Here is a 13,747-nt window from a genome sequence, read left to right as displayed (position 1 = left end):
TCAGGCCACCAATCCGGTGAGTACGGCGAACGGGACCACCAGGTAGCCGGCGACCAGCACGACGGCGAAGACCAGCGCGGCGGTTCGGGCCCGGCGCTCGCCCTTCGGGGTCTGCTGGCCGAGGCTGCGGAACGCGCTGGCGGCGCCGTGCCGCAGGTGGAAGCCGAGCGTGATGACCGCCAGCGCGTAGAAGAGCGTGACGTACCAGCGCTCCGGGGCGAAGTCGGCGACCACGTTGCCGTACGGGTTGCTCAGGTCGCCCTGCGGGTTCAGGTGACCGGTGGTCAGGTCCAGGATGTGGTAGATCACGAAGAGCAGGATGATCACCCCACCCCAGCGCATCGTGCGGGCCGCGTAGTTGACGTGCACCTTGCGGCGGTGCGCGTACGCCACCGGGCGGGCGGCGTGGGCGCGCATCGACAGGACGGTGGCGGCCCCGATGTGGCCCAGCACGGCCACGGTCAGCACGGTGCGCTGGATCCACAGGTACCAGGTCGACGGCAGCAGCGGCGTCCCGAGCTCGCGCAGCCAGTGCGCGTAGTGGTCGAACGAGGTCTCGCCCGTGAAGATCTTCAGGTTGCCGAGCATGTGCACGACGAGGAACAGCACGAGGAGAATGCCCGTCACCGCCATGACGACCTTGAGGCCGACGTTGGAGCGGATGGGCGACCGAGTCTTGGTGATTACCACGCGACCGACGCTAGGAGCACTTTGATCAGTCGTCCAATGCATCGACTGCGCAGTCTTGATAGCCATAGGCTATAGAGATGCAGCTCCATCAGCTTCGGTACTTCGTCGCGGTCGCAGAAGTACGACATTTCACCCAAGCGGCCGACCTGGTGGGCATTACCCAGCCCTCGTTGAGTAAGCAAATTCACGCCCTGGAGACCGACCTCGGGGCCCCGTTGTTCGAGCGGGTAAGGGGCAACATCGCCCTCACCGCGGCCGGCGAGGTGCTGCTGCCGCTGGCCAAGCGGATCCTCGCCGACGTCGACACCGCCACCCGCGAGGTGCAGGAGCTGGTGGGGCTGCGCCGCGGCCGGGTCCGGCTCGGCGCCACGCCTAGCCTCGCCACCTCGCTCGCGCCGCCGGTGCTGCGCCGGTTCCGCGACGCCCATCCCACCGTCGATCTGCGGGTGGAGGAGGGCGGCTCCCAGGACCTGGTCCGCGACCTGCTCCGCGGCGACCTCGACCTGGCGCTGATCATCATGCCGTCGGCCGGCACCGATCCGGGGCTGCGCGCCGACCCGATACTGCGGGAGAGCCTGGTGGTCGCCTCGGTGGACCCGCTACCGGCCGACCCGGTCACCGGCGAGCTGCGCATCACCGACCTGCGCGACGAACCGCTGGTGATGTTCCGCGAGGGCTACGACCTGCGCGACGCCACCCTCCAGGCGTGCCGGGAGGCCGGCTTCGAGCCCCGGCTCGCGGTGGACGGCGGCGAGCTGGACGCGGTGCTCAGCTTCGTCGAGGCGGGGCTCGGCGTCGCGCTGGTGCCCGGCATCGCGGTGGCCCGCCGGCCCGGCATCCGGGTCACCCGGCTCACCCGGCCCGGCGTACGGCGGACCATCGGGGTGGCCCGCCGCCGTGATGTGGTGCCCACCCACGCCGGCCGCGAGCTGCGCCGCATCCTGCTGGAGTACGTCCACGACGCGACCGCCGACAACCAGCTCCCGCCCGGTGTGGAGCCCTTGCCCTAACGCCCCTCGGCCTCGTCCATCGCCCGGTAGAGGCGCTGCTCGGACACCGGATACGGGGTGCCGAGCGCCTGGGCGAACACGTTGACCCGCAGCTCCTCGATCATCCACCGGATCTGCCGGGCCGCCGCCGACTGCCGCTTGGCCGGCGGCAGCGCGGCCAGCAGGTCCTGGTACTCCCGCTGCACCACGGCGATGCGGTCCTGCTGCTGCTTGTCCCGCTGCGGGTTGCCCGGCAACCGGTCCAGCCGCCGCTCGATCGCGGTGAGGTAGCGCAGCAGGTCGGGCAGGCGGGCGTACCCGGCCTCGGTGAGGAAGCCCTTGTGCACCAGGCCGCCGAGCTGGTTGCGGATGTCGGCCAGGGCGGCCACCACGGCCAGGTTCTTCGTCGCGCCGAGCCGCTGCTCCACCGCGTACGCGGCGGCGAGCACCTGACGGACCCGGCCCATCACGTCGACCACGGTGTCGACCAGGTCGGCGCGGACCTTGTCACGCAGCACGGCGAACCCGTCGGCGTCCCAGGCCGGGCCGCCCGCGTCCGCCATCAGCTTGTCGATCGCCGCGCCGGTGGCGTCCTCGATGAGCGCCTGCACCCCGCCGTGCGGGTTGCGGCTGAGCGCCAGCTTGGCCTCGTTGCTGAGCCGGCCCTGCAGGAACTTCGCCGGCGACGGCAGGGTCAGCCGGAGCAGTCGCCGGGTGCCGGCCCAGTGCGCGGCCTCCTGCTCGGCCGGGGAGTCGAACACCTTCACCCCGACCGTGGCGCCCTCGTCGGTCAGGGCCGGGTACGCGGTCACCGCGTACCCGGCGCGGACCTGCTCGATGGTGCGCGGCAGGGTGTCGAAGCTCCACTCGGTGAGCCCGGTCCGGGCCACGTCCGGCGCGGCGGCGGCGACGACCTGGCGTACCTCCTGGCGGAGCTGGCGTTGCAGGGCCGGCAGGTCCTTGCCCTCGGCGACCGGCTTCTCGTCCTCGCCGAGCACCCGGAAGGTGACTCGTAGGTGCGGCGGCAGCTTGGCCAGGTCCCAGGCGTCCGACGGGACGGTCACTCCGGTCATCCGGCGCAGCTGCCGGGTGAGCGCGTCGAGCAGCGGCTCCTCGCCGGGGACGATCGCCGCCAGGGCCGCCCGGGCGTAGTCGGGCACCGGGACGAAGTTGCGCCGGACCGCCTTCGGCAGCGACCGGATCAGCGCGACGACCAGCTCCTCGCGCAGCCCGGGCACCTGCCAGTCGAAGCTCTCCGCCGGCACCTGGTTGAGCAGCGGCAGCGGGATGTCCACGGTGACCCCGTCGGTCGGGGTGCCCGGGTCGAAGGTGTAGGTCAGCGGGAGGGTCACCCCGGCGGCCCGCCACTCGTCCGGGTAGTCCGCCTCGTCGACCCCGCCGCGACCGGAGTTGACCAGCAGGTCGCGGGTGAAGGTGAGCAGGTCGGGCTGCTCCCGGCGGGTCTTCTTCCACCAGGAGTCGAAGTGCCGGCCGGAGACCACGTCGGCCGGGATCCGCTCGTCGTAGAACTGGAAGATCGTCTCGTCGTCGACCAGGATGTCCCGGCGCCGGGCCCGGTTCTCCAGCTCCTCCACCTCGGTGAGCAGCCGCTGGTTGTCCCGCCAGAACTGGTGGTGGGTCTGCCAGTCGCCCTCCACCAGGGCGTGCCGGATGAACAGCTCCCGGGACAGCGCCGGATCGATCCGGCCGAAATTGACCTTGCGGGAGGTGACGATCGGGACGCCGTACAGGGTGATCTTCTCGTAGGCCATCACCGCGGCCTGCCGCTTCTCCCAGTGCGGCTCGCTGTAGCTGCGCTTGACCAGGTGCTGGGCGAGCGGCTCCACCCACTCGGGCTCGACCCGGCCGGCGACCCGGCCCCACAGCCGCGTGGTCTCCACCAGTTCGGCGGCCATCACCCAGCGCGGCGGCTTCTTGAACAACGCCGAGCCGGGGAAGATCGCGAACTTCGCCCCGCGTGCGCCCAGGTACTCGTGCTTCTGCGCGTCCTTGAGCCCGATGTGGGACAGCAGGCCGGGCAGCAGGGACTGGTGCACCTTCGGGGTGTCAATCTCCTCCGGCAGGTCCGCCCCGGCTCCGCGCCGGCCACCGGCTCCGTCGGGCTCGGCCGCCGGGCCGCCGCGCCGGCCCCGCCGCCCGTCACCCGGTTCCGGGGTACGCAGCACCTGGCGCAGCTGGCTGACGATGTCCTGCCACTCGCGGACCCGCAGGTAGTTGAGGTACTCGGCCTTGCACATCCGGCGGAACGCGCTGGACGACAGGGCGCGCTGCTGCTCGCGCAGGTACCGCCAGAGGTTGAGGAACGCGACGAAGTCCGACTCCTGGTCGGCGAACCGGGCGTGCGCCTGGTCGGCCTGGGCCTGCTTCTCCGCCGGCCGCTCGCGCGGGTCCTGGATGGAGAGCGCTGCCGCGATCACGATCACCTCGGTGGCGCAGCCGTTCCGCTCGCCCTCCAGCACCATCCGAGCCAGCCGCGGGTCGACGGGGAGCTGGGCCAGCCGCCGGCCCAGCGGGGTAAGCCGCTTCGCCGGGTCGGTCTCGGCCGGGTTCAGCGCGCCCAACTCGTGCAGCAGGTTGACGCCGTCGGTGATGTTGCGCCGATCCGGCGGGTCGATGAACGGGAACGCCCCGACGTCGCCGAGCCCGATCGAGGTCATCTGGAGGATGACCGAGGCGAGGTTGGTCCGCAGGATCTCCGGGTCGGTGAACTCGGGTCGGGACTCGAAGTCCTGCTCGTCGTAGAGGCGGATGCAGATGCCGTCCGAGGTACGCCCGCAGCGGCCCTTACGCTGGTTGGCCGATGCCTGGGAGATCGGCTCGATCGGCAGCCGCTGCACCTTCAGCCGGCTGGAGTAGCGGGAGATCCGGGCGGTGCCCGGGTCCACCACGTACTTGATGCCCGGGACGGTCAGCGAGGTCTCCGCGACGTTGGTGGCGAGCACCACCCGGCGCCCGGCGTGCGGGGCGAAGACGCGGTGCTGCTCGGCGGTGGAGAGCCGGGCGTACAGCGGGAGGATCTCGGTGCCCAGCAGGGACCGTTTCTTCCCCACCAGCTTGCCGAGCGCCTCGGCGGTGTCCCGGATCTCCCGCTCGCCGCTGAGGAAGACGAGGATGTCGCCCGGCCCCTCGGCGGCCAGCTCCTCGACCGCGTCGCCGATGGCCTGGATCTGGTCGCGGACGTTCTCCTCGTCGGCCTCCTCCTCGGCCTCGGTCACCTCGACCAGCGGCCGGTAGCGCACCTCGACCGGGTAGGTCCGCCCGGACACCTCGACGACCGGCGCGGGGTTGCCCTCGGCGTCGGCGAAGTGCCGGGCGAACCGGTCGGTCTCGATGGTCGCCGAGGTGATGACCACCTTGAGGTCGGGACGGCGGGGGAGGAGCTGCCTCAGGTAGCCCAGGATGAAGTCGATATTGAGGCTGCGCTCGTGCGCCTCGTCGATGATCAGCGTGTCGTACTGGCGCAGCATCCGGTCGGTCTGCAGCTCGGCCAGCAGAATGCCGTCGGTCATCAGCTTGACCAGGCTCTGCTCGCTGACCTGGTCGGTGAAGCGCACCTTGTAGCCGACCACGTCGCCCAGCTCGGTGCCGAGCTCCTCGGCGATCCGGTCCGCCACCGTACGCGCGGCGAGCCGGCGGGGCTGGGTGTGCCCGATCAGCCCGTTGATCCCACGCCCCAGCTCCAGGCAGATCTTGGGCAGCTGGGTGGTCTTGCCGGAGCCGGTCTCGCCGGCCACGATCACCACCTGGTGGTCCCGGATCGCGGCGGCGATGTCGTCCTTGCGCTCGCTCACCGGCAGCTGCGCCGGATAGGTGACCGCCGGCACGGCGGCCCGCCGGGCGGCCAGCCGCGCCTCCGCCCGCGCCACCTCGGTGGCGATCTCGGCGAGCGCCGCGTCGCGCCGCTGCGGGTCCCGCAGCTTCCGGACCCCGTCCAGCCGCCGCTGGAGCCGGCGCTGGTCGCGGAACATCAGGGGGGAGAGGCGCCGGTGCAGGTCGCGGACGGCCTCGGGTGCGGCGGGTGCGGCTGGATTCTGCATGTCGTCGCCAAGGATAGGCAGCCGCCGGGCGCAGCGCTCCCGGGTTACCGGCCGGGCCGCGGTGCCGCGCCCCGACCACGTCCCCGCGCGTGCCGTCCCAGGTCGGGCCGGGGCGCCGGGCTAAAGTGGCCGCCGATCGAGGTTGACGACGGACGGGATGATCATGCGCGACACCGACCGGGCACTGGTGCAGGCCGCCATGGCCGTTGCCAAGCTGCGCTGCCGCAGTGACAACCACACCGTCGCCGCCGCCGTGCGAAGCACCGACGGTCGGGTGTTCAGCGGGGTGAACGTCTACCACTTCACCGGCGGACCGTGCGCGGAACTGGTGGCGATCGGTGCCGCCGCCACGCAGGGCGCCGGCGACCTGGAGACCATCGTCGCGGTGGGGGACCGGAACCGGGGCGTTCTCGCGCCGTGCGGTCGCTGCCGGCAGGTGCTCGCCGACTACTTCCCGTCGATCAAGGTGATCGTCGGCCCGCCGGACGGGCTGCGCGCGGTCCCGGTGACCGATCTGCTGCCCGAGACGTACGTCTGGTCGGACCACCAGCTGGACGTGCCGGCCGTGCCGCGGACCGGGGTGTGGCCGATGCCGGTGGTGCCGGGCAGCCGCCAGGCCCCGGAAGACTGAGCCGGGTCAGTCGCCCGACGCCACCTCCAGCATCGACCGGGGGACCGGCACCTGTTCGAAGCGCAGGTTGCCCTCCGGCACCAGCCAGCTCATCACCTGGGCGACCAGCCGCCCGGCCCGTACGGCGGGGTCGTTGGCGTAGAGCTCGCGGGCCATCTGCGGGTCCACGGAGAGCACGGCGAAGCCACGGATCCGCTCGTCGTCGCCGCCGAGGAACGGGCCGGCGGCGAGGAGGGCGCCCTGCTCCGCCAGCCCGGCCTGGTGGGCCAGGTGCGCGTCCTGCAACCGGTCGACCGCGTCCCGGGGCAGCTCGGGCGGGTCGTCGGGACGGACCAGGAGGACGACGGTGTGCTGGTCGAATCGCATGCTCCCAGGGTAGGAGCGCAAACCAGCCGAAAAGGGGCTACGCCGAGGTCCGGGCCCGCAGCGCGCGGATCGACCAGTCGAGGACCGGCGCCAGGCTCTCGGTCGCCGGCCAGCCGTTGACCACCGAGAGCAGGTGCAGGTAGCGCTCCCGACGGGGGTCGTTCGCGGCGTCCAGCCGGTCCAGCAGCCGCCGCCGGAGGTCGACGTCGTCGGGCCGGCCGCAGAGGTGCGCGTACCGGCTCGTGAGCGCGGCGACGACCCGGTCGGCTCGGGGCGAGGCCGGGTCGACGCCGGCGGCCAGCGCCTCCTCGACCTCGGCCCGGGCCAACGCGACCGCGTCGCGGCGTACGCCCGGCGCGTCGGCCTGGTCGGCCGCGTGCTGCTCCGCCAGGTGTCGCAGGCTGGCCCGGAAGCCCGGGTCCTGCGACATTTCGGCCAGCTCCACCCAGGCCTCGACCTGGTCGGCGTCGGGGTTGTCAGGCAGGTCGGGGGTCAGCGAGCGCCTGATCCCCGCGTACGCGGGGTTGCCCGCCTGACCGGCGAAGGCGGCGTCGAGGAATTCCTCGATCAGCCGCTGGCGCTCGTCGGCGGAGAGCCGGGCCAGCTTGTGCATGAGCGCCATCTCCTCGGGTGTGGACCCGCGCCGGGCCACCGCGGTCAACACCGCGCGCCGCAGGCGCAGCACCCGGATCTGTGCCGCGAGTGCGTCGGCGTGCGCCGCGGCGACCTCGGGCAGCGAGACCTCCCGGTCCACGATCCGGCGGATCGTGGCCAGGTCCAGTCCGAGGTCGCGCAGCGTGCGGACGAGGTCCAGGCGGGCGACGGCGTCCAGGCCGTAGCGGCGGTGGCCGGTCGGGCCGCGGTCGGTGGGCGGCACGATCCCGCGGTCGGAGTAGAACCGGATGGTCTTGACCGTCAGGCCGGTCCGCCGGGCCAGTTCGCCGATCGAGTAGCGCGGGTCACCGTTCATACCCTCACCCTGGCGTCTCCCCCCACGGGAGGCGCAACCCGTCGGCCGAAGATCGACGATCCCGAGTTAGGTTCACCTAACCTCGTCGGCTAAGGTAAGGCGAACCTAAGCCGAGAGGGAACTCCGTCCGTGACCACCGTCGCCGTCCGGCCCGAGCGGGCCGACACCCCGGCCCGCCGAGGCGTCAGCCGCCGTCTCGCGGTCACCCTGGTGGCGGCGCTCCTGCTCGCCATCGCGCTGCTGGCCAGCCTGGCGCTCGGCAGCCGCCCGCTCCCCGTCGACCAGGTGTGGGCCGCGCTGACCGCCCCGGACGGCGGCGAGGCCAGCACCATCGTCCGGGAACTGCGGCTGCCGCGTACCGCCCTGGGACTGGTGGTCGGGCTGGCGCTGGCCGTCGCCGGGGTGCTCTTCCAGGCCGTCACCCGCAACCCGCTCGCCGAGCCGCGCATCCTCGGGATCAGCGCCGGCGCGTCCTTCGGCGTGGTGCTGGCCATCGCCGTCTTCGGCGTCGGGACCCTCACCGGGTACGTCTGGTTCGGCATCGCCGGGGCGTTCCTCGCCGGCCTGCTGGTCTTCGCCGTCGCCAACCGCACCCGCGAGGGCGCCAGCCCGGTCACCCTCGCGCTGGTCGGTGCGGCCCTCGACGCCAGTCTCGGCGCTGTCGTGTACGCGCTGCTCAGCATCGACGCCCGCACCTTCGAGGAGTACCGGTTCTGGGTGGTCGGCGGCCTCACCGGCCGGGACGTCGGGGTCGCCGGGCAGGTGCTCCCGTTCGTCCTCGCCGGGGCGGTGCTGGCCGCCCTGGTCGCCCGGGGCCTCGACGCGCTCGCCCTGGGCGACGACGTGGCCCGCGGCCTCGGCCACCGGATCGCCCTGGTCCGCCTCGGCGCCGGCGTCGCCGGCGTGCTGCTCACCGGCGCCGCCGTCGCCGCCGCCGGACCGATCGCCTTCGTCGGGCTGGCCGTGCCGCACCTGGCCCGGGCTCTGGTCGGTGCCGACCACCGGTGGACCCTGCTGGTCGCCGGCCTGCTCGGGCCGGCCCTGGTGCTCGGCGCCGACATCCTCGGCCGGCTCGTCGCCCCGCCCGGCGAGGTACCCGCCGGCATCGTCACCGCCATGATCGGCGCCCCGCTGCTCGCCGTCCTGGTCCGCCGCGCCCGGGTGGTGACCGCGTGACTTCCATCCACGCCGGAGCCCGGAGCGCGTCGAGCGTCGCGCTGCCCGGACGGTCGCTGCTGCGGATCGGGCCGGTGACCGTCCAGGTCCGCCGCCGTCCGGTGCTCGTCGCCGGCACGTTGTTCCTGCTGCTCGCCGGCTCCGTCGTGCTCAGCCTCTCGCTCGGCACGCCGTACGTCGCCCCGGCCGACGTGCTGCGCGCGCTCTCCGGGGCCGGCACCCCGTACGACCTCGTGGTGCTCGACCTGCGACTGCCCCGCGCGGTGCTCGCGGCGCTCGCCGGGGCCGCCTTCGGGGTGGCCGGCACCCTGATCCAGAGCGTGGCCCGCAACCCCCTGGCCAGCCCCGACGTCATCGGCGTCACCCAGGGTGCCGGGCTCGCCGCGACGGTGGCCCTCACCGGCGGCGCGGCCGCCGTCCTGGTGGCGCCGGCCGCGCTGCTCGGTGGCCTGGTCGCGGCGGTCCTGGTGTTCGCCCTCGGCGCCCGGCACGGGCTGGCGGCGCAGCGGTTCGTCCTGGCCGGCGTGGCGGTGGCGTTCGCGTTCCGGGCGCTGACCGAGGTGGTCATGCTCACCGCCGACCCGATCGACGGGCTGCGCGCCCAGCTCTGGCTGATCGGCACGCTGGCCGGCAAGGGGTGGACCGAAGCGGCCTGGATCGGCGGCACACTCGCCCTGCTGCTGCCCGTGCTGGCCTGGGCCGGCTGGGCGCTGCGCAGCACCGCCCTGGACGACGACACCGCCCGGGGCATCGGGCTGCGGCCGGTGGCCCGGCGGATCGGGCTGGCCGCCACCGGCGTGCTGATCGCCGCGGCCGTCACCGCCCAGGTCGGCGCGGTGGACTTCGTCGCCCTGGTCGCCCCGCAGGTGGCCCGCCGGCTGGTCCGGGCGGAGCGGCCGCCGCTGCTCTGCGCGGCGCTGCTCGGGGCGCTGCTGCTGGTGCTGGCCGACCTCGCCGGCCGCCGCCTGTTCGCCCCCACCCAGCTCCCGGCCGGCGTGCTCACCGCCGCGATCGGCGGGCCGTACCTGATGTTCCTGCTGCTCCGGACCCGGAAGAGGGGGTCGTGACCATGCTCTCCACCCGTGACCTGGTCGTCGGCTACGAGGGCCGGACGGTCCTGGACGGGCTGGACCTGGACCTGCCCGGCGACGCGTTCACCGTCATCGTCGGCCCGAACGCCTGCGGCAAGTCGACCCTGCTGCGCACGATGGCCCGGCTGCTCACCCCGCGCCGCGGCAGCGTGCTGCTCGACGGCGCGGTGATCCGGGACCTGCCCACCCGGGAGGTGGCCCGCCGGCTCGGCGTGCTGCCGCAGAGCCCGCTGGTGCCGGAGGGGATCACCGTCGCGGACCTGGTCGGGCGGGGCCGGCAGCCGTACCAGCGCTGGTGGCGGCAGTGGTCGGCGGAGGACGAGCGGGCCGTCGAGCGGGCCATGACCATGGCCGACGTCGCCGGGCTCGCCGACCGGCCGGTGGACACCCTCTCCGGTGGGCAGCGCCAGCGGGTCTGGATCGCGATGACCCTCGCCCAGGACACCGAGGCGCTGCTGCTGGACGAGCCCACCACCTTCCTCGACCTCGCCCACCAGGTCGAGGTGCTGGATCTGCTGCACCGGCTGCGGACCGAACGCGGCCGGACGGTCGTCGCCGTGCTGCACGACCTCAACCAGGCCGCCCGGTACGCCGACCACCTGGTCGCGATGCGCGCCGGCGCGGTGGTCGCGGCCGGACCGCCGCGCGAGATCCTCACCGCCGACCTGGTCCGGGAGGTCTTCGGGCTCGACTGCGTGGTCGTGCCCTGCCCCGTCACCGGCGCCCCGCTGGTGGTGCCCGCCCTCACCCACACCTCGCCCGTGCCGGCCGCCGCGCCGGCCGGCGCACCGGCTCCGGCCGGCTCCTCCGTCGGCGACGCCTGAGCGCGCGTCGACCCGTACCTCCACGAAAGGACCCTGATGCGTCGTCTCGCCGCCGCCCTCACCGCGGCCCTCGCCCTCGGCGTCGGCCTCACCGCCTGCGGGAAGAGTGACCCCGCCCCCGGTGCGGCCACCGGGGAGACCCGGGAGATCACCCACGCGATGGGCACCACCAAGGTGCCGGCCGAGCCGAAGCGCGTAGTGGTGCTCGACACCGACAAGATCGACACCGCGCTCTCGCTCGGGATCACCCCGGTCGGCGCGGCGACCGCCGGCGAGGCGAAGAGCTGGCCCACCTACTTCGGCGCGGAGAAGCTCGCCGGCATCAAGGAGGTCGGCGTGCTCACCGAGCCCGACCTGGAGGCGATCAACGCGCTCAAGCCCGACCTGATCCTCGGCAGCAAGTTCCGCCAGGAGAAGTTCTACGACGAGCTGTCCGCCATCGCACCGACGGTCTTCACCGAGAAGGTGGGCATCACGTGGAAGGAGAACTTCCTCCTCGACGGTAAGGCGCTGGGCAAGGAGCAGGCGGCTCGCGATCTTCTGGCGGCGTATGAGAAGCGGGCCAAGGACTTCGGCGCCAAGCTCGGCGACGCGGCCTCGCGGGAGATCTCCATCGTGCGCTTCATGCCCGGCAACATCCGGGTCTACGGCCCGGAGTCGTTCTCCGGCATCGTCATCGGCGACACCGGGCTGGGCCGCCCCGCGCGGCAGCGCCTCGACGCCAAGGAGGACAAGCGCTTCGACCAGGTCAGCCCCGAGCGCGTCAAGGAGGTCGACGGCGACGTCATCTTCGTGACCGCGTACGGCGAGAAGGCCGCCGCCGAGCAGGCGAAGGTCACCGCTGGGAGCCTCTGGCAGGGCCTCTCCGCGGTGCAGGCGGGCAAGGCCCACGTGGTCTCCGACGAGACGTGGATGACCGGCATCGGCGTCACCGCCGCCAACAAGATCCTCGACGACCTCGAAAAGTACCTTTCCGCCTGAGCGCCGCCCCGCGCCGCGCCCCGCGCCAAGATCGCGCTCGATCCAGGAAGTAGTGGCCTCGCCCGCATAGGGAGGCCACTACTTCCGTGTTCGAGCATGGTCTTTACGTCTGTGGCGTGCGCCAGCCGCGAGCGCGGAGTGCCGTCCGGACCTCGGCGGGAAGGCCCTCGAAGTCGTCGCGGAGGCGTTTCGCCGTGACGTGCAGGACGATCCACTCCGCCCCGAGCAGCCGGTTGAGTCGTCGGCGGTCCCGGTGGAACTGCTCGGGATCGTCGTGCCACCGGCCGTCGTACTCGACCGCGACCTTGAACTCGGGCCAGGCCAGATCGAGTCGGGCGACGAACGCCCCTGGTGCGACACCACCCACTGCGACTGAGGTCGGGGGAGGCCGGCCAGCACCAGGCGGACCCGGGTGCGGGACTCCTGCGGCGACTCCGCGCCGGCATCGGCGAGATCGACGGCGCGCAGCAGCGACCGCCAGCCCCGTCTGCCGGCCCTGGCCAGGGCGTACCCCCGCAGCGTGGCCACGTCGGTGAGCCCGCGGGCCAGCAGGCCGTCGATGAGCACGACCGCTTCGACCACATCAAGCCATCGGGCCAGGTCCCAACAGGTGCGGGCCGGTGCGGTCGTCGGGATGCCGGCCCGGTCCACGACGTCTCCTGGCTCGACGTCGGCGCGGTGCACCCGCAGGCCGGTCATCGGCCCGCGCCGGCCGGGGACGCAGCCCGGCGTCGCCTGGTCCGCGGCCGAGGTCGGTACGTCGGCCGGACGGGCGGCCGGCGCGGGGACGGATGCCAACAGGGCGCTTGGCAGGGTGGGGGTGAGCACGTCAACGGGCTGGTCGGGAGCGACGTGCCCGACGCCGTAGAGGGCGGCAGCCGAACGCCCCGCGATGGCGGCGCCGTGCGGGACCAACCAGCGGATCACGGCGGCGCACCGGTCGGCATGGGTCACTCTCAGGTGCGCTCGGCATAGATGTCCCGAAAGAGCGGCCGCCAAGCCGAGCTGCGGAGATCATTGCGGGTCAGCAGGCCATGCCGCACGGCCACGGAGCCACGGAAGATCTGACCGCGCAGCTGGGGCGGCCGCCGAGGAGGCTTCGACATACGACCACGCTGCCCGATCCCGTGCCAGTGGCGCCGCCCCTGTGGATAACCGACAACTCGCTGACCAAGATCGCGCTCGAACGCGGAAGTAGTGGCCTCCGTGCGGCGGCGAGGCCACTACTTCCTGGGCCGAGCGCGATCTTGCCGGGCGCGCGGTGGGTGGCGCGCTGCGGGTGGGGGTCAGGCGGCGGTGGACCAGATGGCGCGGAAGGCGGCCGCCTCACCGGCCAGCCACTGCTCGACCTGGTCCAGCTTGACCTCGGTGGGCATGCGGTGGGCCTCGCCGCGCCGGACGTCGACCAGGACCGGCTCGGCGTGCGGGAGGACCGCGTCCATGTGCCGGGCCATCAGGTGCAGGGTGGCCAGGGTGGCCTCCTCGCTCGGCGGGGCCTCGTCGAAGTGCAGGCGGATCGCCTCGGCGCGGCCGTCGGCGTATCGGACGCCGAAGTGCGGGTTGATCTTGACGGGGAGGTCGCCCAGCATGGCCAGGGCGTCGCGGGTCTGCGCCAGGTCGACGCCCGCCGGCTCGCCGAGGGAGTGCAGCCAGCTGGTCGCGCCCGGGACGAGGGCCTCGTAGAGCGGGCGCCAGCGGGGCTTGACCAGGTCGGCGACCTGGGCCAGGTGGGTGCCGCCGGTGTGGAAGGCGACGTCGGCCTTGAGCGCCTTGACGAACTGCCCGTGCGGGTTGAAGCCGGACTTGCTCGCCCGTTGGCGGCGCAGGCCCCCGACGAAGGTGGCCTTGGTGGGCCCGGTGCGGTCCACGTACCGGGTGAAACCGAGGAGGGTGGCGTAGGGGGTGAGAGGGGCGGTGGAGGTGGGCGCGTTCACGAGCATCCTCCCAGGTCAGCGGCTCGATTAGTACATA

Annotated in this window: 12 protein-coding genes; 6 read left to right on the top strand and 6 right to left on the bottom strand. The window is 73.3% G+C overall.

The window, feature by feature from the left end:
- Positions 1-732 carry a succinate dehydrogenase cytochrome b subunit gene (locus tag ACGF4F_RS27915; RefSeq protein WP_393081808.1) on the bottom strand — a complete coding sequence of 244 codons (732 nt, stop codon included), beginning with the start codon at positions 730-732 and terminating at the stop codon, positions 1-3.
- A 29-nt stretch (positions 733-761) separates the two neighbouring features.
- Here ACGF4F_RS27915 and ACGF4F_RS27910 point away from each other — a divergent pair, with 29 nt between their 5' ends.
- Positions 762-1,700, top strand: a complete 939-nt coding sequence (locus ACGF4F_RS27910) for a LysR family transcriptional regulator (protein WP_393081985.1) — start codon at positions 762-764, stop codon at positions 1,698-1,700.
- On the opposite strand, the gene hrpA is transcribed toward ACGF4F_RS27910, so the two are convergent.
- Positions 1,697-5,737: an ATP-dependent RNA helicase HrpA gene (hrpA, locus tag ACGF4F_RS27905; RefSeq protein ID WP_393081805.1), complete on the bottom strand. Its 4,041-nt coding sequence runs from the start codon at positions 5,735-5,737 to the stop codon at positions 1,697-1,699. The genes ACGF4F_RS27910 and hrpA overlap by 4 nt on opposite strands.
- Positions 5,738-5,900: 163 nt before the next feature.
- Between hrpA and ACGF4F_RS27900 the strand changes: the two genes are divergently transcribed.
- A complete protein-coding gene (locus ACGF4F_RS27900; protein ID WP_357441281.1) occupies positions 5,901-6,368 on the top strand; it encodes a cytidine deaminase in 468 nt (155 codons plus the stop codon).
- 6 nt (positions 6,369-6,374) lie between these two features.
- Here ACGF4F_RS27900 and ACGF4F_RS27895 read toward each other — a convergent pair whose 3' ends face one another.
- Both ACGF4F_RS27895 and ACGF4F_RS27890 read right to left on the bottom strand, forming a co-directional pair.
- Positions 6,375-6,734, bottom strand: a complete 360-nt coding sequence (locus ACGF4F_RS27895; protein WP_393081801.1) for a YciI family protein — start codon at positions 6,732-6,734, stop codon at positions 6,375-6,377.
- A 37-nt stretch (positions 6,735-6,771) separates the two neighbouring features.
- A complete protein-coding gene (locus ACGF4F_RS27890; protein WP_393081798.1) occupies positions 6,772-7,704 on the bottom strand; it encodes a MerR family transcriptional regulator in 933 nt (310 codons plus the stop codon).
- Positions 7,705-7,833: 129 nt separating this feature from the next.
- Here ACGF4F_RS27890 and ACGF4F_RS27885 point away from each other — a divergent pair, with 129 nt between their 5' ends.
- From ACGF4F_RS27885 to ACGF4F_RS27870, 4 genes are read left to right on the top strand one after another with little or no spacing between them, the layout of a single operon-like run.
- Positions 7,834-8,880, top strand: a complete 1,047-nt coding sequence (locus ACGF4F_RS27885) for a FecCD family ABC transporter permease (RefSeq protein WP_393081795.1) — start codon at positions 7,834-7,836, stop codon at positions 8,878-8,880.
- Positions 8,877-9,947 (top strand): FecCD family ABC transporter permease, encoded by a 1,071-nt coding sequence (locus tag ACGF4F_RS27880; protein WP_393081792.1) that lies wholly within the window; start codon positions 8,877-8,879, stop codon positions 9,945-9,947. The genes ACGF4F_RS27885 and ACGF4F_RS27880 overlap by 4 nt, the downstream gene beginning before the upstream one ends.
- Before the next feature lie 2 nt (positions 9,948-9,949).
- Positions 9,950-10,795 carry an ABC transporter ATP-binding protein gene (locus tag ACGF4F_RS27875; protein WP_073839698.1) on the top strand — a complete coding sequence of 282 codons (846 nt, stop codon included), beginning with the start codon at positions 9,950-9,952 and terminating at the stop codon, positions 10,793-10,795.
- Between the two features lie 36 nt (positions 10,796-10,831).
- Complete coding sequence (locus tag ACGF4F_RS27870; RefSeq protein WP_393081789.1) at positions 10,832-11,776, top strand: ABC transporter substrate-binding protein; 945 nt, start codon at positions 10,832-10,834, stop codon at positions 11,774-11,776.
- Between the two features lie 103 nt (positions 11,777-11,879).
- Here the strand turns inward: ACGF4F_RS27870 and ACGF4F_RS27865 are convergent, their stop codons facing one another.
- Together ACGF4F_RS27865 and ACGF4F_RS27860 are read right to left on the bottom strand one after the other, a co-directional pair.
- On the bottom strand, positions 11,880-12,143 hold the full coding sequence (locus ACGF4F_RS27865) for a hypothetical protein (RefSeq protein WP_393081786.1): 264 nt from the start codon (positions 12,141-12,143) through the stop codon (positions 11,880-11,882).
- A gap of 919 nt (positions 12,144-13,062) precedes the next feature.
- Positions 13,063-13,710, bottom strand: a complete 648-nt coding sequence (locus tag ACGF4F_RS27860) for a hypothetical protein (RefSeq protein WP_393081783.1) — start codon at positions 13,708-13,710, stop codon at positions 13,063-13,065.
- Positions 13,711-13,747 lie beyond the last annotated feature (37 nt).

The organism is Micromonospora sp. NPDC047740, from assembly GCF_043204735.1.
Taxonomy (GTDB): Bacteria; Actinomycetota; Actinomycetes; order Mycobacteriales; family Micromonosporaceae; genus Micromonospora.
This window is presented reverse-complemented; position numbering and strand designations above follow the sequence as displayed.

Bases quoted from the DNA above. Each gene is read 5' to 3' on its own strand.
- ACGF4F_RS27915 (WP_393081808.1), bottom strand. From the start codon at position 732: ATGCATTGGACGACTGATCAAAGTGCTCCTAGCGTCGGTCGCGTGGTA.
- hrpA (WP_393081805.1), bottom strand. From the start codon at position 5,737: ATGCAGAATCCAGCCGCACCCGCCGCACCCGAGGCCGTCCGCGACCTG.
- ACGF4F_RS27900 (WP_357441281.1), top strand. From the start codon at position 5,901: ATGCGCGACACCGACCGGGCACTGGTGCAGGCCGCCATGGCCGTTGCC.
- ACGF4F_RS27895 (WP_393081801.1), bottom strand. From the start codon at position 6,734: ATGCGATTCGACCAGCACACCGTCGTCCTCCTGGTCCGTCCCGACGAC.
- ACGF4F_RS27890 (WP_393081798.1), bottom strand. From the start codon at position 7,704: ATGAACGGTGACCCGCGCTACTCGATCGGCGAACTGGCCCGGCGGACC.
- ACGF4F_RS27875 (WP_073839698.1), top strand. From the start codon at position 9,950: ATGCTCTCCACCCGTGACCTGGTCGTCGGCTACGAGGGCCGGACGGTC.
- ACGF4F_RS27870 (WP_393081789.1), top strand. From the start codon at position 10,832: ATGCGTCGTCTCGCCGCCGCCCTCACCGCGGCCCTCGCCCTCGGCGTC.